General features: G+C 50.7%; 31 protein-coding genes and 1 pseudogene. 31 read left to right on the top strand and 1 reads right to left on the bottom strand.

Going from position 1 to position 23,958, the window contains the following annotated elements:
- Window positions 1–176 precede the first annotated feature (176 nt).
- The 6 genes and pseudogenes from ACGF49_RS01420 to ACGF49_RS01395 all read left to right on the top strand — a co-directional run bounded on the left by ACGF49_RS01420 (window position 177) and on the right by ACGF49_RS01395 (window position 6,213).
- Complete coding sequence (locus ACGF49_RS01420) at window positions 177–1,145, top strand: AAA family ATPase (RefSeq protein WP_036813148.1); 969 nt, start codon at window positions 177–179, stop codon at window positions 1,143–1,145.
- 274 nt (window positions 1,146–1,419) lie between these two features.
- Complete coding sequence (locus tag ACGF49_RS01415) at window positions 1,420–2,064, top strand: hypothetical protein (protein WP_387489052.1); 645 nt, start codon at window positions 1,420–1,422, stop codon at window positions 2,062–2,064.
- 60 nt (window positions 2,065–2,124) lie between these two features.
- Window positions 2,125–2,595: a single-stranded DNA-binding protein gene (gene ssb / locus ACGF49_RS01410; RefSeq protein WP_387489049.1), complete on the top strand. Its 471-nt coding sequence runs from the start codon at window positions 2,125–2,127 to the stop codon at window positions 2,593–2,595.
- Between the two features lie 92 nt (window positions 2,596–2,687).
- Window positions 2,688–3,276 (top strand): annotated as a pseudogene (bet, locus tag ACGF49_RS01405) (phage recombination protein Bet); the annotation flags it as partial.
- Window positions 3,277–3,727: 451 nt separating this feature from the next.
- Entirely contained in the window at window positions 3,728–4,738 is a 1,011-nt protein-coding gene (locus ACGF49_RS01400; RefSeq protein ID WP_387489046.1) for a YqaJ viral recombinase family protein, read from the top strand.
- A 197-nt stretch (window positions 4,739–4,935) separates the two neighbouring features.
- Window positions 4,936–6,213 (top strand): DUF3150 domain-containing protein, encoded by a 1,278-nt coding sequence (locus ACGF49_RS01395; protein ID WP_387489043.1) that lies wholly within the window; start codon window positions 4,936–4,938, stop codon window positions 6,211–6,213.
- 114 nt (window positions 6,214–6,327) lie between these two features.
- On the opposite strand, the gene ACGF49_RS01390 is transcribed toward ACGF49_RS01395, so the two are convergent.
- Window positions 6,328–6,537, bottom strand: a complete 210-nt coding sequence (locus tag ACGF49_RS01390; protein WP_387489041.1) for a hypothetical protein — start codon at window positions 6,535–6,537, stop codon at window positions 6,328–6,330.
- A 303-nt stretch (window positions 6,538–6,840) separates the two neighbouring features.
- Between ACGF49_RS01390 and ACGF49_RS01385 the strand changes: the two genes are divergently transcribed.
- The 25 genes from ACGF49_RS01385 to ACGF49_RS01265 all read left to right on the top strand — a co-directional run bounded on the left by ACGF49_RS01385 (window position 6,841) and on the right by ACGF49_RS01265 (window position 23,871).
- Entirely contained in the window at window positions 6,841–8,094 is a 1,254-nt protein-coding gene (locus tag ACGF49_RS01385; RefSeq protein WP_387489038.1) for a VWA domain-containing protein, read from the top strand.
- A gap of 4 nt (window positions 8,095–8,098) precedes the next feature.
- Entirely contained in the window at window positions 8,099–8,299 is a 201-nt protein-coding gene (locus tag ACGF49_RS01380; RefSeq protein WP_036813162.1) for a hypothetical protein, read from the top strand.
- Between the two features lie 65 nt (window positions 8,300–8,364).
- Entirely contained in the window at window positions 8,365–8,589 is a 225-nt protein-coding gene (gene yfaE / locus ACGF49_RS01375) for a class I ribonucleotide reductase maintenance protein YfaE (RefSeq protein ID WP_036813165.1), read from the top strand.
- 61 nt (window positions 8,590–8,650) lie between these two features.
- Complete coding sequence (locus ACGF49_RS01370) at window positions 8,651–8,836, top strand: hypothetical protein (RefSeq protein WP_036813167.1); 186 nt, start codon at window positions 8,651–8,653, stop codon at window positions 8,834–8,836.
- 87 nt (window positions 8,837–8,923) lie between these two features.
- On the top strand, window positions 8,924–9,313 hold the full coding sequence (locus tag ACGF49_RS01365; RefSeq protein ID WP_036813170.1) for a hypothetical protein: 390 nt from the start codon (window positions 8,924–8,926) through the stop codon (window positions 9,311–9,313).
- Window positions 9,303–10,013: a hypothetical protein gene (locus tag ACGF49_RS01360; protein ID WP_387489033.1), complete on the top strand. Its 711-nt coding sequence runs from the start codon at window positions 9,303–9,305 to the stop codon at window positions 10,011–10,013. Before ACGF49_RS01365 ends, ACGF49_RS01360 begins: the two co-directional genes overlap by 11 nt.
- Window positions 10,014–10,206: 193 nt before the next feature.
- Complete coding sequence (locus tag ACGF49_RS01355) at window positions 10,207–10,551, top strand: hypothetical protein (protein WP_036813173.1); 345 nt, start codon at window positions 10,207–10,209, stop codon at window positions 10,549–10,551.
- Window positions 10,552–10,627: 76 nt separating this feature from the next.
- Entirely contained in the window at window positions 10,628–10,930 is a 303-nt protein-coding gene (locus tag ACGF49_RS01350; protein ID WP_387489031.1) for a hypothetical protein, read from the top strand.
- Between the two features lie 77 nt (window positions 10,931–11,007).
- Entirely contained in the window at window positions 11,008–12,633 is a 1,626-nt protein-coding gene (locus ACGF49_RS01345) for a DNA cytosine methyltransferase (RefSeq protein ID WP_387489028.1), read from the top strand.
- Window positions 12,634–12,693: 60 nt separating this feature from the next.
- Window positions 12,694–13,125, top strand: a complete 432-nt coding sequence (locus ACGF49_RS01340; protein ID WP_387489025.1) for a hypothetical protein — start codon at window positions 12,694–12,696, stop codon at window positions 13,123–13,125.
- 72 nt (window positions 13,126–13,197) lie between these two features.
- Window positions 13,198–13,752: a hypothetical protein gene (locus tag ACGF49_RS01335; RefSeq protein WP_387489022.1), complete on the top strand. Its 555-nt coding sequence runs from the start codon at window positions 13,198–13,200 to the stop codon at window positions 13,750–13,752.
- A gap of 233 nt (window positions 13,753–13,985) precedes the next feature.
- The gene (locus tag ACGF49_RS01330; RefSeq protein WP_387489019.1) at window positions 13,986–14,300 is read left to right on the top strand and encodes a hypothetical protein; all 315 of its coding nucleotides are present in this window, start codon (window positions 13,986–13,988) and stop codon (window positions 14,298–14,300) included.
- A gap of 157 nt (window positions 14,301–14,457) precedes the next feature.
- Window positions 14,458–16,410 (top strand): phosphoadenosine phosphosulfate reductase, encoded by a 1,953-nt coding sequence (locus ACGF49_RS01325; RefSeq protein WP_387489016.1) that lies wholly within the window; start codon window positions 14,458–14,460, stop codon window positions 16,408–16,410.
- Window positions 16,411–16,430: 20 nt separating this feature from the next.
- Complete coding sequence (locus ACGF49_RS01320; protein WP_387489013.1) at window positions 16,431–16,661, top strand: hypothetical protein; 231 nt, start codon at window positions 16,431–16,433, stop codon at window positions 16,659–16,661.
- A 202-nt stretch (window positions 16,662–16,863) separates the two neighbouring features.
- Window positions 16,864–17,067 (top strand): hypothetical protein, encoded by a 204-nt coding sequence (locus ACGF49_RS01315; protein ID WP_036813186.1) that lies wholly within the window; start codon window positions 16,864–16,866, stop codon window positions 17,065–17,067.
- A gap of 71 nt (window positions 17,068–17,138) precedes the next feature.
- Window positions 17,139–17,663 (top strand): YfbR-like 5'-deoxynucleotidase, encoded by a 525-nt coding sequence (locus ACGF49_RS01310; protein ID WP_387489010.1) that lies wholly within the window; start codon window positions 17,139–17,141, stop codon window positions 17,661–17,663.
- 73 nt (window positions 17,664–17,736) lie between these two features.
- Window positions 17,737–18,000, top strand: coding sequence for a hypothetical protein (locus ACGF49_RS01305; protein WP_036813189.1), 264 nt, complete (start codon window positions 17,737–17,739; stop codon window positions 17,998–18,000).
- Window positions 18,001–18,162 carry a hypothetical protein gene (locus ACGF49_RS01300; RefSeq protein WP_387489007.1) on the top strand — a complete coding sequence of 54 codons (162 nt, stop codon included), beginning with the start codon at window positions 18,001–18,003 and terminating at the stop codon, window positions 18,160–18,162.
- 69 nt (window positions 18,163–18,231) lie between these two features.
- Window positions 18,232–19,083 carry a hypothetical protein gene (locus ACGF49_RS01295; protein ID WP_036813191.1) on the top strand — a complete coding sequence of 284 codons (852 nt, stop codon included), beginning with the start codon at window positions 18,232–18,234 and terminating at the stop codon, window positions 19,081–19,083.
- 462 nt (window positions 19,084–19,545) lie between these two features.
- Window positions 19,546–19,932 carry a hypothetical protein gene (locus tag ACGF49_RS01290; RefSeq protein ID WP_036813193.1) on the top strand — a complete coding sequence of 129 codons (387 nt, stop codon included), beginning with the start codon at window positions 19,546–19,548 and terminating at the stop codon, window positions 19,930–19,932.
- A 177-nt stretch (window positions 19,933–20,109) separates the two neighbouring features.
- A complete protein-coding gene (locus tag ACGF49_RS01285) occupies window positions 20,110–21,837 on the top strand; it encodes a toprim domain-containing protein (RefSeq protein ID WP_387489004.1) in 1,728 nt (575 codons plus the stop codon).
- Complete coding sequence (locus ACGF49_RS01280) at window positions 21,779–22,063, top strand: hypothetical protein (RefSeq protein ID WP_387489001.1); 285 nt, start codon at window positions 21,779–21,781, stop codon at window positions 22,061–22,063. The genes ACGF49_RS01285 and ACGF49_RS01280 overlap by 59 nt, the downstream gene beginning before the upstream one ends.
- Window positions 22,064–22,172: 109 nt before the next feature.
- On the top strand, window positions 22,173–22,412 hold the full coding sequence (locus tag ACGF49_RS01275) for a permease (protein ID WP_036813197.1): 240 nt from the start codon (window positions 22,173–22,175) through the stop codon (window positions 22,410–22,412).
- Window positions 22,413–22,588: 176 nt separating this feature from the next.
- On the top strand, window positions 22,589–23,020 hold the full coding sequence (locus ACGF49_RS01270) for a hypothetical protein (protein ID WP_082302241.1): 432 nt from the start codon (window positions 22,589–22,591) through the stop codon (window positions 23,018–23,020).
- A 125-nt stretch (window positions 23,021–23,145) separates the two neighbouring features.
- Entirely contained in the window at window positions 23,146–23,871 is a 726-nt protein-coding gene (locus tag ACGF49_RS01265; RefSeq protein ID WP_036813257.1) for a hypothetical protein, read from the top strand.
- The last annotated feature ends 87 nt before the right edge of the window (window positions 23,872–23,958 follow it).

Below are 23,958 nucleotides of genomic sequence, written 5' to 3'. Positions count from 1 at the left end.
GTCTTCTTACTCATGGTGAAACCATCAGTAAGCAGATTTTGTTCTCTTCGGAGAGCGAAAACGTGCGATAGCTGGTCGCCAAAAACAAACAGCAAATTAACGTTAATTTACTAGCCCAACCGGGCGCATCCGCCCGGTTCGGGACGTGGTGCGCCTGTCACAATAGGAGAGCACCTATGTCTCAATACACTCAATTCTCAGTAAGCAAGGTTTTCGGTATGCCCAGCATTCCGGAGAAGGTAACTGCCATCGGCTACGCTGACGGCTCAAACCCTTTCATCCCTGCCACTGATACCAACTACGTTTTCCGCAAAGAGTTTCTGCGAGAGGTCTTGGCCTATCTCAAAGAGCCTGGCGGTGACGCATTGTTCGTAACCGGCCCTACCGGGTCTGGTAAAACCTCAGGTATCACCGAGATAGCTGGTCGTCTCAACTGGCCTGTTCAGCAAATCACTGCCCACGGGCGGATGGAACTGACAGATCTGATTGGACATCACGCTCTGGTCGCGGAAAAACCTGGTCAACCACCTGTCATGAAGTTCATGTATGGACCTCTGGCAGTCGCTATGCGTGAAGGTCATCTACTCCTCATCAACGAGGTGGATTTGGCCGACCCTGCCGAGCTGGCTGGTCTCAACGATGTCCTTGAAGGGCGTCCTCTTGTGATCGCTCAGAATGGTGGCGAAATCATCAAGCCACACCCAATGTTTCGTGTGGTCGTTACAGGTAACTCTACGGGTTCCGGTGATGCTTCTGGTTTGTACCAGGGGGTGATGATGCAGAACCTCGCAGCTATGGATCGCTATCGTTTCACCAAAGTAGGGTATGCGGATGAGGAAGCTGAACTCAGCATTCTTGGCCGTGTTACTCCGAAACTTCCGGAAAATGTACGGAAGGGAATGGTTCGGATTGCTAATCAGGTCCGCAAACTGTTTCTCGGTGATAACGGAGAAGATGGTCAGATCAGCGTCACCATGTCCACCCGGACATTGGTGCGTTGGGCGAAACTGTCTCTTGCGTTCCGTGGTGCCCCAAATGCTCTTGAATACGCCCTGGATCAAGCTCTGCTTATCCGTGCGGCCAAAGAAGAGCGTGAAGCCATCCTGCGTGTTGCGAAGGATGTGTTTGGGGACCAATGGCGCTAAGGGGTGACGCATGAAGAAAAATGACTGTTTGTGCCGTCGTTACACTGCCAAAGAGTGGGGCAACGACGAAACCACAATAGAAATCTTTATTGGCTACAAGCTGCTCCGGGAGCCCAGCTCCTCGGGGCCAGGCCAATTCACGGTGGTCGAGCTACGCCGAACCGTCACTGATGGGAAAGCTGAAAACTGGTCTGAGACAAAGCTCGAAGGACCTTTTGAAGCTAACGGCCCAGACACGATCCCAATGTCCTACAAGGACAAAGAAAGCCAGTTTGTGTCACAGTTTCTCAGCCAGGGGTACACCTTTCTGGATGAGGTGCTGGTAAACGCAGAGACACAGACTGTGCTGGAAGGGGGAAATGTTTCAGCCGGACAAACAGCCAGCTTGGGATCTCTCAACTGGCTGTTATCTCCGCCCTCTGAGTTACCTCCAGGTGATATAAACCTCTTCAAAGGTTTTGTTGCTGGGGTTTTTGCCAAAGGAGCCGGTTTAATCGGTTTTGAGGTTGCTCGGAGTGAAGGCTCTAATGATTTGCTTCCCAGTGTGCTAATGCGTACTGATAGCGGTTATGAGCTTGAGGTTAGCACTGGACTAGGCGAGAACACTATCCATCCGGCTACGCTGGAAGGCGCTGGTGAGCTCCGCCCAGAACACGGTCACAAACCTCTGCTGATGTTGGTTTACCTTCAACAACGTTTCGCGGATGACTTTTCAAACGTAGAGAAGCCGCTGGTGGCATTCTGTGATGAACAGGGTGATACCTTCGACTACGAGCGTTTTGATTCACTAAAACCCCTCATTGAACGGTTTGGTTTCAGCTACGACGAAGTAAGAGCGGATGCAGAAAGGCTTGGTCTTGTATCTGAGCTGATTCGCTTGGCAGAGATCGATGCCGAACAAGAGGATCACTTTTTTTAACCCTTACGGGGGCTTACTCCCCGAAAGGGGTGTTGGCCCTCTCCAAATAACTTGGAGGTCATGATGTCTAAAGGCGTCAACAAAGTAATCCTGGTCGGTAATCTCGGTTCTGACCCGGAAATTCGCTACATGCCAAGCGGCACTGCCGTTGCCAACTTCAACGTTGCAACAACGGATACGTGGCGCGATAAGCAGTCTGGCGAGCAAAAAGAGCATACTGAGTGGCACCGTGTTGTGCTCAAAGGTCGTTTGGCGGAAGTCGCTGGTGAGTACCTGAAAAAGGGCTCCCAAGTCTATCTCGAAGGGAGCAATCGCACCCGGAAGTGGACTGACAACCAACAAATCGAGCGCTACACCACCGAAGTGCATTGCGTTGAAATGCAAATGCTTGGTGGTCGTGGAAATGTACCTCAGGACAACTCTCAACGTGCAGCGCCCAAACAAGGGCAACGTGCAGGAGCTGGTACGCAATCTGCTCCTGTGCAGCAATCAGCACCGTTCATGCGTTTGCACCACTTGGCTGGCGGGTAACACCGCCAACTCTTACTAAACCCCACGGGGGCACCAATGCCCCGAGGGTCATGGTGTCCTCTAAACGTTCATTCGTGAATTGGAGAAACACCATGTCTGATAACAAATCTCTTGTAACCCGTATCGCAAGCAGGTTTGGCGTGGACACCCGAAAGTTCTATGAAACTTTGAAGGCGACCGCATTCAAGCAGCGAGATGGAAGTGCCCCGACCGATGAGCAGATGATGACGCTCCTGATCGTGGCCGAACAGTACGGTTTGAACCCTTTCACTCGGGAAATTTATGCGTTTCCTGACAAGCAAAACGGGATCATTCCGGTAGTAGGTGTTGACGGCTGGAGCCGCATCATCAACGAGCATCCCCAGTATGATGGCGTCGAGTTCGTGTATTCGGACAAGATGATCAGAATGCAGGGGGCGAAAGTTGACTGCCCTGAGTGGATTGAATGCGTGATTTACCGTAAGGACAGATCTCGCCCTACCCGCATCAAGGAGTTCATTGATGAGGTGTACCGTGAACCGTTCCAGGGTCAAGGCCGCAATGGTGCTTACACTGTTGATGGCCCCTGGCAAACGCACACCAAGCGTCAACTCCGGCACAAGTCGCTGATCCAGTGTTCTCGTGTCGCATTTGGTTTCTCTGGTATTTACGACCAGGATGAAGCTGAACGCATCCGTGAAATGGAGCAGGCATCGGCCATTAACCCGGCTATTGCCAATCTCCCTTCACCGACTCAAGTTCATAGCCAAGAGCCTTTGGCTATTGAGCACAAAGAGCTTGACCCGATCCTGACCAAACTCGCAAATCGCGCTATTGCTGAAAACGCATGGTCTGCGGCGCATGAGTATGTGAAGGGACGGTATGAGGGTTCGGAACTGCAATATGCGACTCAATTCCTTCGTGATAAGGAGATGGATCAAATGGAGCCACCGAAACCTGACTATCAGGCTACGCACACGCAAGAGTCCGCCGCTGGTGATTCTGCTAATGCCGAAGACGTGCCGCCTTTGAGTGACGAGGACATGATCCCTGTTGCAGAAGAGGTGGGCGCGGAAGATATTTACTACTAACCCCAACGGGGGGGACTCCCCCGCTGGGGGAGATCTCCCTCCTAACCACTGGAGAGAGGTCCATGAAAATAGTCAACCTATCGCAACGCGAGGAAGATTGGCTTGATTGGCGGCGTCAAGGTGTAACAGCCACTGACGCCGCTATCCTGCTCAATCGGTCTCCGTACAAGACACGATGGAGACTGTGGGCCGAGAAGACTGGGTATGCGCGTGAAGTCGATCTGAGTCTCAATCCGCTGGTTCGCCGGGGGATAGAAAACGAAGATGCCGCAAGACGTGCTTTCGAGGAGAAGTATAATGACATGCTGCTCCCCGCCTGTGTCGAATCGGTTCAATACCCGCTCATGAGGGCCTCCCTGGATGGCCTTAGAGATAACGGGGGGCCCGTCGAGCTGAAAAGCCCGAGTGCGACTGTCTGGGAAGATGTTTGTGCTGAAAAAGCAAACAGCAAGGCATACCAGCTTTATTACCCGCAGGTGCAACACCAGCTCCTGGTAACGGGAGCCAAGCAAGGCTGGTTAGTCTTCTTCTTTGAAGGCCAGATTCAGGAGTTTCCAATACTCCGAGACGAAGCCATGATTCAAGAAATCTTGGCCGAGGCTAAAAAGTTCTGGCAACAGGTAGTAGACAAGAAGGAGCCCGACAAAGATCCAGAGAGAGACCTGTACATACCGCAAGGTGAAGAGGTCAATCGTTGGATTGCTGCTGCTGAGGAATACCGCTTCTATGATGCTGAGATTCAGGAGCTGAAACAGCGACTGGCCGAGCTTCAAGAAAGGCAAAAACCTCATCTCGAAACTATGAAGTCCCTCATGGGTGAATACTTCCATGCTGACTACTGCGGCGTGATGGTGACGAGGTACAAAGCAACTGGTCGGGTAGACTACAAAAAACTGCTTGCTGATAAGGCATCAGGTGCTAAGCCTGAGGATATTGACCAGTACAGAGAGAAGTCATCTGAACGGTGCCGTGTAACGGTTACAGGTTCGGTGAAGCCACGGTACATTGTTGACGAGGACGTGCTTGCTCCTCTTGATGATCTGCCGGAAGAAGTAGATACATGCTACTGGTAAGTGGGGGATTTTCCCCCGCTTTCCCTTGGGGATTCTGTGAGTCTCCAACGGAAAGGAGATTTTGTCCTCTCTGAGGGCGAAAATGTGCGATAGCTGGTCGCCAAAAACAAACAGCAAATTAACGTTAATTTACTAGCCCAACCGGGCGCATCCGCCCGGTTCGGGACGTAGTGCGCCCCAACTATTTGGAGTGCATCATGACTAAAGTGAACTATCTACAAAGCCTTTGTGTTATCCACGTAGACTTTGACATTTGGAGCGGACAAACCCGTTTGTCTGCATCTGACCTCAAGCTGGGTGAGGGTGGTGAAATTCCACCTGAAAAAGTCGCTCAACTAGGAAGTAAAAAAATCTGTGATCCGGCGAAGCTGAAAGGCTTTCATCGCCTGAAAACAGAAACTCGTCGTCTCCTGCTGAAATTCGGTATGCCGTTTATGAACGGATTTGCCGTCCCTGTCAGCAAGACCGATGAAATCTGTAACAAGCTGAATGACATCAACTACCAGTTCAACCAATTGAAACAGGATTTCATCAACGGTTATAACAAAGCTGTGGATGAATGGTGTCAGGAAAACCCTGAATACGAAAGAGCCATACGCGCTGGAGCCCTTCCAAAGGAAACGGTCGAAGAGCGGATTGGTTTTGAATATCAGGTATTCATGATTCAGCCTGTTAACGAGGATGAGGCCAACGCTAAGCGTCTTAACCGCAAGGTTGAGCGTCTGGGTGACGATCTTGTCTCCGAAGTAGTTCAGGAAGCGAATAAGTTCTATGTGGAACGTCTGGCAGGTCGAGACCAATGTGCGGTCACGACACGACAAACCCTCCGTAATATCCGCGACAAAGTGGATGGGCTTAGCTTCTTGAACAGCGCTTTTAACCCTTTGGTGAAGCTGCTCGATCAGACCCTCCGTGGCTACGAGCAACATGCTGATGGTCGTAACATCGTTGCACCTTTCTTTTATCAGGTCGTGGCCGCAGTGCTGATCATGAGCGAAAGAGAGCGCATCGAGGAATATGCCAACGGTTCGATCACTGTAGAGGGAATGGCTCTTAACATTGGCGGTTCGGAAGCCCACATGGGGGACCGTTCTGAAAATGACAAAGCCGGACTGGAAAGCGATAAAGCTGGTAAGTCTACCCTCTTACCTGAGGGCGACAATACAGTGCAGCAACAGGTAGGCGATGTTGGCGCTGTTCAATCTGAACAGACCAACAACAGTGGTGACGCTGTTGACCTGGATGAAGACATTGACAACTTCTTCAAGAATTTTGCAGAACGAGGCGATGGTGAATCGGAAGATGAATCCAATGCCGGTGAAGCGGTTCAAGAAGAGCGCGTTGAAGTTGAGGATGAGCCTGTTTTGCCAGAGGAAACTCCGGTAGAGCAGGAGCCTATCCAAGAGGAGCCTACTACGGAGCCTCTTAACCAGCAACCGCCTAAAACTGACGATGATGGTGACTTTTTCTTCTAAGAGTCCCTTCAACTAAACCGACCCGGAGGGGATAGCCATTCCCTCCAGGGATGGACTATCTCCTTCCCAACCAGGAGAAAAGATATGTCCAAAAAACGCACCATTTACAGCGCCCTACCAATCGTGGCCGCAGCCTATGGTGAAAAACTCGGTGTCAAAGTCGCAATCGGTAACGATGACGCATACACCGATGGTAAAACCATCGTGGTTCCGAATATCCCCGATGACTATCCGCACATGGATGCCGTCTGGGGGTATTTGGCCCATGAAGCTGCCCACGTCCGTTTTACGGATTTTGGTGTTGAACGCCGCAAAGGCCTTCATGCTGAGTTGTCCAACATTTTGGAGGACTGCCGCATTGAACGGGCCATGATGGATCTCTTCCCCGGTACTTCACAGACCCTGAATGAAGTCGCTCGCTATATGGCTCAAGCAGGCCACTACGAGCACGTCACAGATAAAGAGGCTCCAGCTTCCATTCTGACAGGGTTCTGTTTGTACTGGCTGCAAACCAAGGCTGTAGGCCAATCCGTCCTTCAACCCTATCTCGATTCGGCTACCTCCGTATTCGAGCGAGTGTTTCCTCAAGGTGTTGTGGTTCGCCTGAACGCTTTGCTGCGTAAAGCTGTGAACACGAAATCCACCGCAGAGGTAATATCCTTAGCCGACCAAATCATCAAAATGATCGAAGAGGAAAAGGAGAAAGAAGAGCGAAGGCCCCAGAATGGTCAGGATGGTAACAATCAGCAGAATGCTGGTGGCGACCAACCTCAGAATAATCAAGGGGGGAGTGGTAAAGATCAAAACCAGAGGCTTGGTGCCAATGGTGGTGATCAGCAAGGCAAAGACCAGAAGCAAGACGATGCTGGCGGGAAGTCTGATCCGAAAGGACAGGGCGACCAAGGCAAGTCGAATACTGATGGTGGCAGTAAGGCTGGACAAAGCCAGGCTGGTGGCAATTCTGACGCGGCGAAACAAGACGCGGCCAAAATGCTCCAGCAGGTTCTGAATGCCGGTGCCGGTGACTTGCGTGGTGACGCGCATGATGCACTTAAAGCCGAGCTCAACCGGGTGGCTCAAGATAAGGGGGACAGTAGCTATATGACTGTTCGCTCTGCTGTGGACACCCAGAACAACCCTGCTGTTGGCAAAAGCCTGGTAGGGGATGTGAAGAGCACCATTTCAAAGATCAGAACGCAGCTTTACGGATTGGTTCAGGCCAGCCAGCGAGTTGCTCACCGTAACCAACGTTCAGGGAAGCGCGTGGATGCTCGGAAACTACATCGTGTAGTGACGGGTGATACCCGTGTATTCCTCAAGCCGGAAGCCAAGAAGCGCCCTAACACGGCGGTTCACATCCTGGTTGATATGAGCTCCTCGATGGCCTACAAGGCCGCTAATGGAAAGGAGCGTCAAGACATTGCGCAGGAAGCGTCCTTGGCTATTTCGATGGCTCTGGAAGCGATTCCCGGTGTAAATCCGGCAGTTACCTTTTTTGGCGGCAACCGGAACCAACCAGTGTTTAGCGTCGTTAAGCATGGAGACACTGTTCAAAATCGGGCCGGTCGGTTTGGGTTTAAAGCAACAGGAGGCACCCCTATGGCGGAAGCCATGTGGTATGCAGCCTTTGAACTCACCAAGACCCGTGAAGAGCGGAAAATGTTGATCGTAGTGACTGACGGGCAGCCTCAAAGCGCCCCGGCATGTCGCTCTGTGATTGACCTCTGTGAACGAAGCGATGTTGAGGTGATCGGCATAGGGGTAGAGACTACCGCAGTGTCAGGACTGTTCCAAAAGAACATTGTCATTGATGACGCGGCAGCTCTGCAACGCACACTGTTTAAGTTGATGGAGCGGTCATTGACTGCTTTTGCAGCCTAACAACATGGTTTCGACTACGTGGAAAGCTGCAATACGCCGAATCCTGCAAGAGAAGACGTTGAAGCTGGAGCAGATTTACCAAGAGATTGAACCCTATGCAAAGCATCGAGAGAACAACCACTGGCAAGCAAAGGTCAGGCAGGTTCTTCAAGATGCCAGGTTCTTTATTCGCATCGAGGTAGGTGTCTATGCACTTGCTGAGTAGCCCAACCGGGGCGTGACATCCCGGAAGGGATTGGTCGCGCTCATCAATAACTAAGGAGCGTGACCATGAACGTACAACTGCAAGCCAGCAACAATGTTCTGCTGGCACAAATCGAGAACAAAGGCCTCACTGTTGAAACGCATTGTCGCAGTGGCTTTTGTGGCATGTGCCGGGTTCGTCTTCTCAAAGGTCAAGTGGCCTATGACGAGACCCCCATCGCATTTGTCAAAGAAGGGGAAGTGTTGGTTTGCTGCGCTAAAGCAAAAACTGATGTGACCTTGGAAATTTAAGCCATCCGGAGGGGCCTTCTCTTCGGAAGGCCTCTTCTTCAAATAGAGTCAGGAGAAGAACATGTTGAAACATCGACTTGAACAGGCTGGTGTAACAAGCGAAATGCTGGATAACCTCGTACATGATGCGGCAAGCCGCATAGCGTCTAGGGTTAACAATGAAGGCATGAGCGAGCAGATTGAGTTCATCGAGTCAGCAGGTATAACCGAAACTGAAATTGCTGATGAGTTGAATATTCCGCTGTAGCTACACCGTCGTTTTTAAATATATCAACCCACCGGAGGGGCCTTCCCTTCGGGTGGGGTTCCTCTGTCCATTTAGAGGAGTAACACTATGTCTATCAATACCAAAGTTGAACAAATCGCATACGGTCATGCTACTGCTCAAATACTCAGTGAACTGGGTCAACAAGAGAATTGGTATAAGGCCTATGAGTATTTGTCGGAGTGCGTAGAGTGGGGAGATGAGCCTGATGATTTGATCGTTTGGCAACCGTTTGAGCACTGGGAGTGGAAAGACATTCTGGAACAAATCGAAAGTGAAGCTGAGTCTCTGCTTTCAACGATTAAGTCGGTTTTAGACCTGGCCCACAAAGGCATCATTCAGTCAGCAATTGACTGCTCTCTGGATTCGGACATGACCCAGCTTGACCTGATTGGAATGGTCGAGCTCGGAAGTGAAATCGAAGAAAGCGAGAGTGCTGGAGGTGGCTATGCAGCTTAACCGGTATACGGCCAGAGAATCTGATAAAGGTCGGATTCTGCGGACCATTGGTTGGTGCAAACGCAACCACCTTACACTTGCTGGTCTTCCATACGACGACAACCTTGCCGGGAGCGAGGGAATCAGCCTGGAGATCATAACTCCTCCTGGCATGTCGAGGGAAATGCTAGAGCAAGCCGTCAGAGAGGGGTATTCAGAGCGAGATGTCGTAAGGCATCGCATCCTGGAGTGCCCTGTTGGCTGGTTCATGGAGGCAGATGGAAAGGCTTTTGATCATGAAGTTTTCCACGACTACGTGGTAGCTCATGGTTATGGTGAGCCTTCCAGTGAAGCCTATGAGCTGGCGGAACGGTGGTTCTGGATGATCCAGAAGGAAAACCAGCTTGAGCTGCCGCTTTTCTTCTTGGATGAAGAGCCGAAAACCGCAGAAGTCATTCCATTTGAGCCAAGGCCTGAATGGTCCGATGATGAGGTGAAGCAGTTAAGAGATGGACTTCTATGGCACAGCCTTAGGGTCCTGGCAGATGGACGAGCAGGAGCTGAAATCAAGCAAGAAACGATGGAATGGATGATGTCCGACGATGTGCATCCATTCTCATTTGTGGTCTGCTGTGGTGAAGCCGGTTACGATCCATCTGGAATAAGGGAAGGAGTGAAGTCTATCCTAAACCGCTTAGCGCGGGTTAAAGCGGGGGGTTAACCCCCCTGCTTTCCCAGTGGCATCGACTTTCACATGTGAAAGTTTTGTGCCACTCGGAAAGCAAGATTTTGTCCTCTCTGAGGGCGAAAACGTGCGATAGCTGGTCGCCAAAAACAAACAGCATTCAACTTAACCCTTGGGGGATCACTGCCCCTCGGGCTGGTGGTTCCCTGTCAAACATGGAGCCACAACTATGACTACTCTTGCCAGCTTTGCGAACCCGATTTCTGTCATTCAACGCTCACCGACCAGTGGGGTATTTGGCTCTGATCAGTTCGTAGGAGACAAAGAGGGATTTGTACAAAAGGTGCTCGGAAAGTGGTACTGCAACCCAGGGAATACCATTCCTGTTGAGAGCATGTCCCACCTTGAACAGGCGGAGAAACTGTATGACTTCTACGTCAAGTATCTCCAAGTGAAAGAAAAGACCTCTGTGAACCTTGGTCGTGTGCTGCATAAGTTGTACAGCACTGGTTCGATCCAGGAAGCAGAGCTCGCGCTTGAAGCAATAGAAGCTCGGGCTGGCGTAACAGCTTGAGCAATCAACTAACCCCAAACCGGGTGCATCCGCCCGGTTCGGGACGTGGTGCGCCCCCAACTATTTGGAGTGCATCATGGAAAAACATAACCTCAAATCCGGATTCAGTATCTATTTCGCTGACGTCCATTTCGAGAAACAAGTCTACGCATTCGGCTCAGGACTTGGCTTCACCTCTGTGATTTACGCCTACTCGTTGGGCCGAGATCCGGAAGAAGCTGAAAAGCTGGCGCTTGAGAAGTACGACTCTGACGACACGAAGGTGAAGAAGGTGCATGTCAATCTGGCTCGCAGCCAGGACATCAACCGCTACACCTTTCCTGAACAAATGGCTGGCTTTGCTAATGCCATTCAGTCTCACGGCGTCGCTGTGAACTGAGAACCACTTTAAACCCATCGGGGCCATTACTTCCCGATTGGGACGGTAGTGGCCTCTCAACCGAAAGGAGAGAGCTCATGGCTACTATCGTAAACACCAAGTTAGGAGAACATCGAGGCAAGAAGCGCGTCTGGCTGGAAGGTCAAAAGCTACTGCGTGAAGGTTACTATCCTGGCATGAAGTACGATCTGGAGTTGAAAGATTCCCAGGTTGTGCTTCGCGTCAAAGAGGACGGTAAGTTCACAGTCAGTAAGCGTGAGCGCAATGGCCGAGTGTCTCCAATTATCGATCTGACCGCGCAGGAGCTCGCTACCGTTTTTGACGGTGTAGAGATGCTCCGCGTGTTCATTCGTAACGGCGCAATCGTGATCTCCGCTCACCATCAACAAGAGCGAGTGATCGAGCGCGTCAACCGGCTTATCAGTAAGTTGGAAAATGGAGAATCGTTGTCGGTATGCAGCCTCTTTCACGGTGGCGGTGTGCTTGATAAAGCGGTTCACGCCGGTTTTCACAAGGTGGGTATAGCCAGTGCCATATCTGTGGCCGTAGAGATGGAAGGGAAATATCTCGATTCGTCTTTAGCAAATAACCCAGAGCTCTGGAACGAAGATTCTATCGTTATCGAATCGCCAATCCAGGCAGTGAATCTCAGCAAGCGCCCACCGCAGGTGGATGTATTGATGGGGGGCATACCTTGTACCGGCGCATCGAAGTCAGGTCGTAGTAAGAACAAGCTGGAGTTTGCCGAATCGCATGAGGCGGCAGGTGCCATGTTCTTCAATTTCCTGCAATTTGTAGAAGCGCTAAACCCAGCCGTTGTGCTGATTGAGAACGTGCCTGAGTACCAGAATACCGCTTCGATGGAAGTGATCCGTTCTGTGCTCTCTTCGTTGGGGTATTCCCTGCAAGAACGCATTCTCGACGGCAATGAGTTTGGGGTCATTGAACGCCGTAAGCGTCTTTGTGTTGTTGCACTTTCTCACGGGATCGACGGGTTTGACCTTGATAAGGTCCAGCCTATTCGAGCCAAGGAAAGGTGTATCAACGACATCCTGGAGCCGGTGGCTCTCGATTCCGAACGTTGGAAGTCATTTGACTATCTGGCTGAGAAGGAGTTGAGAGACAAAGCCGCTGGCAAGGGGTTCTCTCGTCAGCTCCTGACTGGGGATGATGAGTTTTGCGGCACCATAGGTAAGGACTATGCAAAATGCAGAAGTACCGAGCCTTTCATTGTTCATCCGGAACAGCTTGAGTTGTCTCGCATCTTTACACCGATAGAACATTGTCGAGTGAAAGGGATACCAGAGGAGCTCATCCAAGGCCTGTCAGACACTGTTGCCCATCAGATCCTCGGGCAATCTGTTGTCTTTCCTGCGTTCGAGGCTTTAGCCCTCGCATTAGGGAACAGTCTTTGGAGCTGGGTTGGAATGATGCCGATCATGGTCGAAGTCGTGGATGAATCACAGCCGGTGATCGGTGGTGAGGACTTCCATTGGGCAACGGCATTGGTTGACGCAAAGGGCACACTCAAGCTGTCACCGGCAGCAAAAAAACAGGGGATGCCCTTCAATATTATGGACGGTCAATTGGCTGTCTATTCACCTAACGGAACCCAAAAGAGCTGCGGCCATGAGCCTTGCGAATATCTCCCGGTAATGATGTCCGGAGACGCAATCATGGTTACTTCATCTTTGGTTCATTAGTAACTCACCGGGGCAATGCCGAAAGGTCTTTGCTCCGGCCTATCCGAAAGGAGAGTAATCATGAAAATCGAAACTGTTGTGCCTTTACCTCCCGAGGATTCAGGCCTTCAACACTGCATTGTCAGGTTCCATAATCGCAACATGGATTCCAAGCGAAAAGACAAAGCCCGTTTTTTCAGGAGGGAGCCTGTTGTGATCGTAAACCCAGAGACCAAATCAAAGGTTCTCCGGTATGCGATGGGCAACCTTGGGAATTTATCCATCACCAAGCTGGCGGTCGCGCTGGATTACGATGCGGTAGATGCTCTAGGTGTTCGTTTTAAAGACACAGTAAATCTTGAGGTTCGCAGAGCTAGGCGCTGGGAAGTCTGGCAGTGGTTCTGGAACCATCCGGATCAAAGTGTCCAACTGTCAATCAAACTGGGCGTAGTTGGCGCTGTGTTGGGAGTCATGGGCTTCCTGACCGGCGTAGCTCCGTACCTCTTGGGATAAACCAATAAGCCGTTAACGGGCAATGTAAGTCCGGAGGCGGCTTGCATTGCTCTCTCATAAGTGGAGAGTTAAATGAATACGTTAAAACAACTTGTTGATCAGTGGGTACTTGAGGAGGGTCTAAAAAAGGCGAAGCCGTTGGCAGCGCAAATGGGGCTTGAATCAGTACCTGATGAGATGCTTGAAATGATCTGCCCGAACTTGAGCTACTCTGGGCAATTCACGCCAACTTTGTACGCAAGATTTCAAAGCGTAAAGCGATTGCTGAAAGAGTTGTCGGAACAAACCTTACCCAAGCACGGGCATATTGTGAAGTTTACCAATCAATATGGGAGCTACGATGAGTCTGCTTTGTTGATCAAAGAAGGCGAAGTCAGAAACCAGAACCTTGTTGCTTGTGTGGGTGGAAAAACGCTGAACCTCGGAGAATTAGAGCTTCGAGATTATGGGCTCGATATGCACATTGGTTGCGGTGGCCCATTTGAGCCGATCTCAGAATCGCAGATTCAGTCGTTGTCTGAGTTTGACTTTTATGAGACGACCTACAGATTCTGGGGCCAGAATCCATGTGGAAATGGGTTGATAGAGATCACCGTTCCGATGAAGCGTTGGTTCTTGACTGTGTAGGTTCAACCTGAGTGCGCCGAGAAATCGGCGTACCGCCCCCTTAGAAGGGGTAATCAGCGCAGGGGGGAAACCCCGCGCTTTCCCAAGCCTCTCGATCTTCCTTGAGGCTTCGGAAAGTGCCTTAGGCGCTCAAGTGCGGTAGCTGGCTGCCAAAAACAAACAGCAAATTATCAACCCTGACGGGAGCACCTCCTGTTAGGGGGGCTCCGTCATAAACTGAATGGAGATATAGCATGTCTAAAAACGTCAACGATGTTTTTTCAAACCGAACTTCTTTGGAATGTACTGTGAATGCAGCGCTGGATCGTCGTATCGGTCTGCGTGTCGGGTTCCCTCATTACCGAGAAGGAGCAAACGGTGTGGTTTGTGAGATCGAAGCAGAGTACCCATTGCTCAACACTCATTCGAGTGTTGCATGGCCCCTGATCGGTGAGCTCAACGGTTACACCATCCAAAAAAACCAATCGCTCATCGAACACATTGATAATGCAGTCGCTGAGCTATTGAAACACAAGGCTCGTCTACAGCTTGATATTCAAAAGCTGTAAGACGGTGACATTGATCTGGTGAAACAGGCCATGCAGCAATACGAAGACAACCAGATGTCGAGTACCAGCTAGTAAAGTCTGATAGCCAGATTCAATTTTAACCCTACCGGGGTGCTTTCCCGGAAGGGATGGGCACCCTGCTAATTCAGGAGGCCCTATGCAACAAGCATTAAACTTTGATCCATCAGAACAACCACTCCCGATGCTATTGCGCGGGGATAAGTGGGATTCTGTTTGGTCAGAACTGACAGATAACGAGGATTTGAACTTCGTTGATGCCAGTAGGGGAACCAGTTTGTCATCGTTGATCACGTCATCGGTTGAAGCCATTCACACGGCCTTGATTGATGGGTGGACCATGATGATCGGCTATTCCAGTGGTAAAGATTCTGAAACGGTCTTGCATCTGTTCCTGATGGCCCTGATCCGGGCAGTTAGGAGTGGGGCGACCATCAGCCAACACCACTTCATCTTGCACACTGACACACTGATCGAAAGCCCAGAAGTAAGGTGGCTGGCGGATCAGAAACTGGCCGAGCTGGAGCGTTTCATTGCGAAGGAAAACCTTCCTCTGACCATCGTTCTGGCAAAGCCGGGGATCACTCAGAGTTGGACGGGCCGAATCCTTACGGGGCGAGGACTTCCAACTTTTTCCAATAGTTCAGCGCGTCAGTGTAGCCAGGAACTCAAAATCACTTCTGCCAAAAGAGCGAAGGCAGTTTATATACGAGAGCTTCCCAAGGAGGTTCGGCAGAAAGTGTGCCTTTTGCTGGGTAGTCGTGATGCTGAAAGCACTATTCGTGCAGCCAACATTGCAAAACAGCGAGGAAGCTCTGATCGCGTCATTAAGACGAAGGATGGTGGTGAGCTGTATGTAGTGAAAAACTGGTTGGCGAGTGATGTCTGGGAGTTCTTGCTATCCGCTGGTATGGGTGCAGCATATCCTCTGCCAAGTTACTTGGAGAGCAATGTCACTACGGCAGAGCTCTACAAGGCGGCAACAGGAGAGTGCGTGTGGTCGGCAACAGAGAAGAAGGCCAGTGACGCCTGTGGCGCTCGCTTCGGTTGCTGGGCTTGCCAGGCTGTTGGGTTGGATAAGTCAATGGAAACATTGCTTGCCACTGACCCTGAAAGGCATGGCTACATGTCCGGACTGAACCGCATCCAGCGCTATTTGGCTAAACGCCGGTACGCATGGGAAGACCGCCATCCCGTAGGTCGAACGATTTACGAGGGTGGATACATCAAAATACAGCCGGACGTTTACAGTCCTGTTTTCCTTGAGCGATTGCTTCATGTCTGTTGCAGTATGGACTACATGGAGCAAAAGAGAGCTGATGAGCTGGCTTACAAGCTGGCTACTGGGCAAGCAGAGGATAACGACTGGAACCGTCGAATGGCAGAGCCACAATTCCGGATCATATCGGAAGAGGCTTTAGTCCATATCGACTTCATGTGGGCCTTCCATCATTTCAATGATAAGCCTTTCCATGCCCTGGAGATTTACCACAGGGTTTGGTCGATGGGTGATCTGGATTTGCTGGAAGACGAGCCGCAGTGTGAAACCGTTCCTCAGTCACCAATTCCGAAGCCATTGTGGTTGAAGGTTGGACGCTGGGGTGATGGTTCGCTTTCTGATGGCTTGGCCGACCCGTTAGCGGAAATGGCTTACTTTGACGGCGGGGATGACTCGTTGGCAGCGAAAGTGATCAATACCGCAGACGGAAAGAGAAGGGTGGTTTGTTTCGCAGAAGATGATGAGGTGAAGGTCGATCCCGACTCTGCTGCGTTCATCATCTGGAACGAATACCCGCGACTAAGGGAGTCTGTGCTAAAGGGACATTATACGCCCGGCAGTGCAGCGCAGTTCTACCTTCGGTTCGGAGCCATCCAGCTTGCGAAAGGAAAAGGCGCTTTGTATCACCGCATGATGCAAAGAGGTCAAACCTACCACCAGATGGGCCTTACAGGGCTACAGACGATGGAAGGAATCCAACAACGCAAGGATGTCAAAGTGCTTAGCGATGCCAAGTACAAAGATCTGGTGAAATCCGTCGTTACATGGCCGCAACCAAAAGAAAAGCCTATACGGCTCTCTGCGAGCTCCTAGATAACACTGACGCACCTTGGGTGCCAGATGTGGTCCGGGATGCCGTTGGGCAGTATGAGGAGATACAGGCAGCCCTAACCGAAGGTTCCGCTCTGGCTATCTACCTCGACTGGATCAACCTACTGTCAAAACGTCATCCAGCCTCTTTGGAGCGACATGTCAGAACGATGATCAAAGCTGTTCAACGCTTACATCGCCGCGACGACACAGAGTTGCAAAGAGGACAGCAAGGCTTGTCCTTGGCCGCATAAAAAAGCCCTCCTTCGGGAGGGCTTTTTCTTTTGCACCCCAAAAGGGCAATTACAGCGTTTTACCCTTTTAGGTGGCTGTCATACTCTTTCCTCATTGTCAGCGCTTGCTGGCTATAACGGTAGCTGGCCCAAAACAGCAATAACCTAACCCCTCGGGAGGCAACCCCTCCTGGGTTCTCTCCCATAACCAAAGGAGAGAAGCATGAGCCTAGAAAAGTTAAGTCGGCTGGTAGAAAAACAACGAAAGACCCAAGGTGAAATCAACAATGAAATCATTTTGGCCGTCAAAGAGGTGTTTGCTACCAACTCTGTCGGTTTAGCCCGTGAGCTTGTTGGTGGTGTCCCGCAAGATCATCCATTCCATCCGTTTTTACTCGCTATAGCTAAGCAGCTTGACCCGAGATAACTAAGTAACTCAACCGGGTACACCAAGGCCCGGTCGGCTTTGGTGTACCTCCAACCAATTTTGGAGGCACTATGTCTAATTCAAATTTCGGCTTTTTAGCTCTGGCCTTGCGCCAACGCCTGATCAAACGCTGGTCACTGATGCACTCTGTTCAACCGGAGTCTGTGTTGGAACACAGCGCTGTTGTTACCTTACTTTCCTACCTGGCTGGCAATATCGCTATTCAGCAAGGGAAGTCTGTGGATCTGGCAATCATGCTTGCTCATGCTTCTTTGCATGATGCAGCCGAGGTTCTCTGTTCGGATGTCGTAACGCCAGTCAAGAAAGCAAATGCTGTTTTGCAGCGTGAGTTTGAACGACTGGAAAAGGCCTCAGAGGACAAACTCATCCAGACTCTTCCCGAAGAACTCCAGGATGCAGTCGCCATAGCCTTTGCTCCCGGTGGCTATGAACAATCACTGGTTAAGGCCTGTGATACCTACTCCGCTTACATCAAGTGCAAACTTGAGGTGGCCGCAGGTAATGGCATTGAGTTCCAGGATGCTCTCAGCAAAATGGAACGTGTTGTTGCTCAGGTAAAATCGGACTTCCCATAAATCGACGCTCTGGACAAATGGTTTGGTGACGGACTGGGCCATTCAGTAGATAAACTGCTGGCAGGGGGTAACGATGACTAATCCACAACCTGGCGACATCAAGATCAAGGACTTTGGCCGCGACCAGAAATTCAGTTCGGTTGATGAGCTTCAAAGCGCTTTGTCTGAACAGTACAAAGGTCAGCATGTCAGTATCGTTTACCCTACAAAGCCTAACGGATTACTCCGTACTGTCTTTGTCAGTGTTGATGATGCTGGTGGCGTAAATGAGACCTACGGAGAGCAGTCTCCAGTCGATTTTTCTGCCATCAAAGATGAGCTGTTTAAGGAGAAATAGATGTCTAAGACGATCAAGTGCCCAGTTTGCTTTTATCATGAAGCACTTCTGGAAAACGAAAGCGCGGCGCCGAATACGCCAGAGTACATTGGTGCTATTTATTGCCCTGCCTGTGAATCTAGCATCAATAACTTAGACGAGCCTCTTGACGACGTTTCGTAAATACAAACCCCACGGGGGACATCAGTCCCTGAGGGGGTGGTGTCTCCCTCTGAAACTAAGGAGATACCAATGATTAAACAGCATTTTCAAAACGAACTGGTTAAATGCGGATACCCGGATGATCTGACGATTGAGTACAGTCTCGGGTACTGCCAGGGTGATGGAATGGCATTCTATGGAGGCTTGGGCGTTGATGACGTCAAAGCACTCATGAAGCGCCTATTCAGCACTGAGCTCTGCCAAGTAGATGCTGTCAGTCGCGTGAAGAACCTGATGGCACAGAAAGACATTGAGAATATGCTTTCTGTCCTCCGAGAGTATGGCTCCTGTGACTTGTCCATTACCCGGAACAGTTATGGGCATCACTACAGCCACTGGAACTGCATGAACATCGACGACAACGTGGACTTCACAGGGATCTTCCCTGATGATGACACCATGCTGGGCACCGGCATTGAAGGGATTAACCAGAATATGATCGAGCGTTGGCAAGACATCTGGGATCGTTTCGTGTTGGAGCTGGCGGATGATGTGAAAAGCATTTCCAAGAAGCTCGAATCCGACGGATACTCGCTGATAGAGGCATCTCCATGCGAAGAAGAGGTGGTTTGGGAACGGACCACTGAAAACTACCTGGTGCGTGTGACTGAACTCCCTGAGCGGGATTTCGATATAGGCCACTGGGATGACGAAGTACGAGACCAAACAATTTGCTCCATTCTGGAAGGGAAAGAGCGAGTGCTTGGCCTACGAGTTGAGGTGCTCTCTCGTGAAAACGAGATTGTTCTGGGTGAAGATAGTCTGCACGGTTTGACCGTTGCCAATGATGACAAGAGCTACGCTGGTTACAGACGAGAACTTCTCCGGGGAGCTATCCAGCAAACCAGGGACTTTTTCTCTCGCCACCTCAAAGCGGCATAACCAAGGCAGGGGGAAACCCCTGCTTTACTTTCCAAGTCTTCTTACTCATGGTAAAGCCATCAGTAAGCAGATTTTGTTCTCTTCGGAGAGCGAAAACGTGCGATAGCTGGTCGCCAAAAACAAACAGCAAATTAACGTTAATTTACTAATCCCTGCGGGAGTTTATCTCCTGCTGGAGATACCTCCCGTTATTTCTGGAGGTATCCATGAATAGCAAATTCCAAAATTTTAAGTTGGTTTACCGTCAAGGTGGTCGTCGCTTGGAGCGTGTCTTTAATGACACTCTTTACGCGAATGTGAAGCGTGTCGCTGACTCGTTTCCTCCGACCGTTCTTTGGCGAATTTTGCCAGCGTAAAACTAGGAACCTTAAAGCTCGGCTTTGGCCGTGACCTTTCAATAACCCATGCGGGTACACTTCCCCGCACGGGGTTGGTGTACCCATTAACTTTGGAGTACACCTTATGAACCAAGTAGCTAAATTGGACATCGCCCAAATCCGTCAACAAGCCATCAATGATGGACTGCTGGTGGACCAATCTTCCATCGGTAAGCAAGCTGGTTTCCTCACGAATGTGGCAGTGACCCCGGCAATTGTCGATGGTGTATTTGGTGCAGATGGTAAACACTCAGTAGAAGACTTCCTTCTCATGTTTTTGCAGCTTTGTGTTGCTCAAACAAAGGTCGCTTTTACCGACAACAAGAACTGGGGAAAGATTCGTCTTTATTACCCCATGCCCACTGTAGATGGCTTTTTCAAACCCACTGAGGTTGTGATTAAGTCAGATCCTGTAACCGCAGATGTCACAATCATGATGGCCTCGGAAGAGGGCACCCATTTGTGCTTGTGATATTCACAAAATTCGCCTCCGATTCGGGGGCGACCTTTTTAAACCCCTCGCCGGGGAGTTCTCCCCGGCTGGGGAGCCTCCTTGGCACATTCTCCCGGTGTCGGGGTTTCCTTAAAACCCTGGCGACGGGGGTTTAAGGAAGCCTCGATGCTGGGGTTCACGCTAAGGAGAAAACCTATGTCTTACTACAAAGCTGACACCGTTCGTGAAGCGGCTAACGGAAACTGGCTATTCATCCTGGCGGCCCTAGCGCCCCATCTTGAACCAGCTCTCCGTAAACCTGGTCGTCATGTTTCTTGCCCTATCCACGGCGGGAAAGATGGCTTCCGACTGTTCAAAGATGCCCACCTGACTGGTGGCGGCGTATGCAATACATGCGGTGCTAATCATGACGGTTTTGAGCTGCTGATGTGGCTCAATAATTGGGATTTTAAGCAGTGCCTGAGCGAGGTTGGTGATTATCTGGGAGTTGAGAAAGAGCAACCCCAGTATCAACAATCCGCTGCACCTACACGAGCTCCTGCCCAGGCCAAAGCGCCTGTTCAGCAAGAGCCTATGAAGGTGAATAACAAGGTTCTCGATTCCAAGAATCGCAAAAAAACCATTGCCGGTACTCTGATTGCCCACGGTAAAGCTCCCTACGAGCATAACGAAGACAATGAGCTCAGCTACTTTGCTTTCATCCGTGACAAGAGCGGCTTGGAACGCACCATTTGGGGCGTGGATCTTGAAAGAGCCATTGGTGAAAGCGAAGCCAAATATGGGGATGAGATCGTCATGACAAACCTCGGGCGCGAGCCTGTAACTGTCGTCGTTGAAGTTAAAGACGAGCTGGGGAATGTTGTGAGAGAGCAACCTATTCAAACGCATCGCAACACTTGGCTGGTGGAACGTCGTGGCGCTACGGTAACGCAGTTCCGCGCACGTTCTAACGGTGGTGTTGAGCCGGTGATTCACCATGTCGCGTCGGCCCCTGTGGTCAACCGCTCGGTAGAGGCACCGGTACCGCAAGCTCAAGCTGCGGTCACACAGCCGGAAGAGCAAAGCAGCGAAAACAAGCCGAAAGTTGTTCCGATGTTTCGTGAACAATCCAAGCCTTGGCTGCTTGAACTTCAAGAGGAAATGGAGAAGAGAATGCAGCGCGAACGCGTTTACAGTGCTCGTCTCCGTGAGAAAATCGAGAAGGTATGGAACGAGTGTGTGCTGTTCTCCAGTCATGTGACTGAGCCAATGCGTCTGTACTTCAAAAACCGCGAGCTTCTGTTCAAGGTGGATGAAGTAGAAAAAACAGACTGCCTGCGGTTCAATCCGGCTATGGCTTACTACGACGAAGATGGCAATGAAGTTGGGAAATTCCCGGCTATCGTCTGCGCTATCCGAGATGTGGAAGGCAACCTGGTAACGCTCCACCGCACCTATCTAACCCAAAACGGTAAGAAAGCCAAGGTCGGCAACGCCAAGAAGATGATGCCCATTCCGGACGGTTTGGATGTCAATGGCGCGGCCATCCGTCTCGGTGAACCGACAGAGGGTATCTTGGGTGTTGCAGAAGGGCTGGAAACAGCTCTGTCCGCTTATCGGGTTACTCAAATCCCGGTTTGGTCTACGGTCAATGCGACCCTGATGGAGTCCTTCGAGGTTCCAGAAGGTGTTCACACCGTACTGATCTGGGCTGACAAAGATAAGTCTGTGACTGGTGAGAAGTCAGCGAACGTGCTGAAAGCCAAGCTGGAGAAGCGCGGCATTCGTGTGTACGTCCTGCTGCCTAAACTCCCTATCCCGCCCAGAGCGAAAGGGATTGACTGGAACGATGTCCTGATGAGTCAGGGAAGCCTCGGTTTCCCGAATGCTCGCTACCTGCGCGATTTCATTGCGAGAAGGAGAGCTGAGTATGGCCGTCATTGATGTCTCGAAGGTAGATACAACGCCTGGTAACGACGCGGTATGCCCCTTCTCTCCCCCTGAGGGGTGGGAGGGGGACTCTGCGGCCTACGTTGAGCTTATGCGATCTCGGTATCGTCATCTGATGCACGGCCAGAGAATGATGGTGACAGCCTCCTTCGCAAGAAGGGAGCCTATCCAAGTTACTGGCCCGTTTGCTGATGAAGCGACAAGATCATTAACTCAATGAAGATGAACAAGGCGAAGCCAACAGCTTTGTCTGCTTAAAACTTTAACCCTGAGGGGGTGTTCATGCCCTCTCGGGCATGATTCGCCTCCTCTCAACTATGGAGGTAATCATGAAAAAGTTTTTGCGTATTAAGGCGTGGTTTGTGCGTCTTTTCTCTCCTGACAAGAAGACCCTGGGAGCTATCGGTGAAGACCTGCGTAAGGTCGCTGTAACAGCCATCGGTGTCGGTATTGTGGGATTGGCTGTATCTGGGGACACCATTACCGTCAAAGAAGCCGGTTTGGTGTTGGTCATTGGGGTTATCCTGTGGATCTATGGTATAATCTTAACCAAGGTCAGCAATTCCTAAGGGGGGCAAATGGACGCTTTCACATTAGGTATGTTGGGATTGCTCATATTTTTCACTGTCGTCACCGGCGGCAGTCTGTATCTCTACCATGAGAGACAGAAAGAAAAAAAGCATCAAAACGCCTAAGTAATAACCGCGAACATGAACCAAAGGGCCAGCAATAGCTGGCTTTTTTTATGCCTAGCGTTTATATGCGTTACATGTCACACTTGCTGAACGTGACATGTAACGATAATGGTGACACCATGAAAATATCTGATGAGGACGCGACCGTAGCCAGCGTCTACCTTCTTCGTTCTGTTTCCCGCCCAAAGTTCTGGTTTGATACTCCTCGTGAACTCAAGGCGGAGGCCATTGAGAAGTTAAACGAACTCAGCAAGGATGGGCAGTCTATTTCCTTGTGGGTAGGTAAGTACCTTACCAGCGACCAGAAGACCAAGCTGGCGACGTCTATCCGGCAGAGCCGTAGACGGGGTGCGGGGGCAGGGAAGAGCATTACCATCAGCGATAAAGCTCACAGCATCTTGAAGCGGTTATCAGAGGTTGATGATTGCAGCCTTTCAGAAGTGATAGAGAAACGCTTGGCTCGGGCCTATAACCGCTCATAGGATGACAAATAGACTGTCACCAGGGGTTGCATTTTGAAATCCCGTGATAGCATCTAAATGAACCCTAACAAATAGGGGTGCTGGCGGCGATGCCGACCACTATCCCGGCAATGGAGATATTTATCATGATGACACTGACTACCGTCTCGAAAAAAACCTCAAACAACTCAGCTCTTGTGTTTTGGCGCGTTGGCACAAAACGAAAAGGCATCCTCGATGTCCGTATTGATTTTGACCATGAAGAGGCCGATCTCTTGGCTGAGCTCGTAGCCATTCGCTATCTGGCACTGGATAAGCAAGTGTTTTGCCGCGAACTTGGTGCTGGTTCTGGTTACAAGCTGGTGGTATCTAAGGGGGCAATCAAAAAGCTGGCGCTAGGCAAATCCAGCAAGAAATTTGCTTTCAAATTTGCGGCTTGCTTGACCGGTCGTTTGAAAGGGGCTGCCATTGAGGTTTCGCAGAGCATCGAGTTCATGGATGAGCCAAAGGAGGGCAATGTTGAGCTCCTCGATGTGGACAAGCAGGCTTATACCCAGACCCATGACGAAATCTCGACACCGGCCATAGGCCCCGTTTTGGTGACGCAACATGCTATCGATCAGTATCAGGCTAGGATAACGTCTGGAGACCCCAAAAAGCCGTGGGCTTCACTCGTTGGCCGCCTCCAGCACCCAGAGCTACAGGTCCAGCCCTTTGATGAGAGGGTGGCTCGCCATAAAGCCAGAAAGTATGGTCGCGTCGATAACGTGGAAGTCTGGGGCCACCGCGATTCCAAGTTTAAATACCTGATGGTAATCAACGACGATAACAAGAAGCGTGTTCTTGTGACAGTCTTCGAGCGCAACGAATAATGGCTTGGAATTTAATCAAGGCTAACATTGTATCTGAGTTATATGGAATGGAATTTACCCATACGTTATATATCCGGAAGTCTGGTG

It is taken from the genome of Photorhabdus sp. RM96S, assembly GCF_042879335.1.
GTDB lineage: Bacteria > Pseudomonadota > Gammaproteobacteria > Enterobacterales > Enterobacteriaceae > Photorhabdus > Photorhabdus kayaii.
The sequence above is the reverse complement of the archived record's forward strand: the minus strand, read 5'-3'. Positions and strand labels throughout refer to the sequence as shown.

Bases quoted from the DNA above. Each gene is read 5' to 3' on its own strand.
- ACGF49_RS01290 (WP_036813193.1), top strand. From the start codon at position 19,546: ATGAACCAAGTAGCTAAATTGGACATCGCCCAAATCCGTCAACAAGCC.
- ACGF49_RS01270 (WP_082302241.1), top strand. From the start codon at position 22,589: ATGCCTAGCGTTTATATGCGTTACATGTCACACTTGCTGAACGTGACA.
- ACGF49_RS01395 (WP_387489043.1), top strand. From the start codon at position 4,936: ATGACTAAAGTGAACTATCTACAAAGCCTTTGTGTTATCCACGTAGAC.
- ACGF49_RS01345 (WP_387489028.1), top strand. From the start codon at position 11,008: ATGGCTACTATCGTAAACACCAAGTTAGGAGAACATCGAGGCAAGAAG.
- ACGF49_RS01390 (WP_387489041.1), bottom strand. From the start codon at position 6,537: ATGAAGGCCTTTGCGGCGTTCAACACCAAAATCCGTAAAACGGACGTG.
- ACGF49_RS01295 (WP_036813191.1), top strand. From the start codon at position 18,232: ATGATTAAACAGCATTTTCAAAACGAACTGGTTAAATGCGGATACCCG.
- ACGF49_RS01360 (WP_387489033.1), top strand. From the start codon at position 9,303: ATGCAGCTTAACCGGTATACGGCCAGAGAATCTGATAAAGGTCGGATT.
- ACGF49_RS01280 (WP_387489001.1), top strand. From the start codon at position 21,779: ATGCTCGCTACCTGCGCGATTTCATTGCGAGAAGGAGAGCTGAGTATG.
- ACGF49_RS01380 (WP_036813162.1), top strand. From the start codon at position 8,099: ATGGTTTCGACTACGTGGAAAGCTGCAATACGCCGAATCCTGCAAGAG.
- ACGF49_RS01265 (WP_036813257.1), top strand. From the start codon at position 23,146: ATGATGACACTGACTACCGTCTCGAAAAAAACCTCAAACAACTCAGCT.
- ssb (WP_387489049.1), top strand. From the start codon at position 2,125: ATGATGTCTAAAGGCGTCAACAAAGTAATCCTGGTCGGTAATCTCGGT.
- ACGF49_RS01315 (WP_036813186.1), top strand. From the start codon at position 16,864: ATGAGCCTAGAAAAGTTAAGTCGGCTGGTAGAAAAACAACGAAAGACC.
- ACGF49_RS01310 (WP_387489010.1), top strand. From the start codon at position 17,139: ATGTCTAATTCAAATTTCGGCTTTTTAGCTCTGGCCTTGCGCCAACGC.
- ACGF49_RS01370 (WP_036813167.1), top strand. From the start codon at position 8,651: ATGTTGAAACATCGACTTGAACAGGCTGGTGTAACAAGCGAAATGCTG.
- ACGF49_RS01355 (WP_036813173.1), top strand. From the start codon at position 10,207: ATGACTACTCTTGCCAGCTTTGCGAACCCGATTTCTGTCATTCAACGC.
- ACGF49_RS01275 (WP_036813197.1), top strand. From the start codon at position 22,173: ATGAAAAAGTTTTTGCGTATTAAGGCGTGGTTTGTGCGTCTTTTCTCT.
- ACGF49_RS01285 (WP_387489004.1), top strand. From the start codon at position 20,110: ATGTCTTACTACAAAGCTGACACCGTTCGTGAAGCGGCTAACGGAAAC.
- ACGF49_RS01325 (WP_387489016.1), top strand. From the start codon at position 14,458: ATGCAACAAGCATTAAACTTTGATCCATCAGAACAACCACTCCCGATG.
- ACGF49_RS01400 (WP_387489046.1), top strand. From the start codon at position 3,728: ATGAAAATAGTCAACCTATCGCAACGCGAGGAAGATTGGCTTGATTGG.
- ACGF49_RS01305 (WP_036813189.1), top strand. From the start codon at position 17,737: ATGACTAATCCACAACCTGGCGACATCAAGATCAAGGACTTTGGCCGC.
- yfaE (WP_036813165.1), top strand. From the start codon at position 8,365: ATGAACGTACAACTGCAAGCCAGCAACAATGTTCTGCTGGCACAAATC.
- ACGF49_RS01330 (WP_387489019.1), top strand. From the start codon at position 13,986: ATGTCTAAAAACGTCAACGATGTTTTTTCAAACCGAACTTCTTTGGAA.
- ACGF49_RS01420 (WP_036813148.1), top strand. From the start codon at position 177: ATGTCTCAATACACTCAATTCTCAGTAAGCAAGGTTTTCGGTATGCCC.
- ACGF49_RS01300 (WP_387489007.1), top strand. From the start codon at position 18,001: ATGTCTAAGACGATCAAGTGCCCAGTTTGCTTTTATCATGAAGCACTT.
- ACGF49_RS01365 (WP_036813170.1), top strand. From the start codon at position 8,924: ATGTCTATCAATACCAAAGTTGAACAAATCGCATACGGTCATGCTACT.
- ACGF49_RS01335 (WP_387489022.1), top strand. From the start codon at position 13,198: ATGAATACGTTAAAACAACTTGTTGATCAGTGGGTACTTGAGGAGGGT.
- ACGF49_RS01350 (WP_387489031.1), top strand. From the start codon at position 10,628: ATGGAAAAACATAACCTCAAATCCGGATTCAGTATCTATTTCGCTGAC.
- ACGF49_RS01340 (WP_387489025.1), top strand. From the start codon at position 12,694: ATGAAAATCGAAACTGTTGTGCCTTTACCTCCCGAGGATTCAGGCCTT.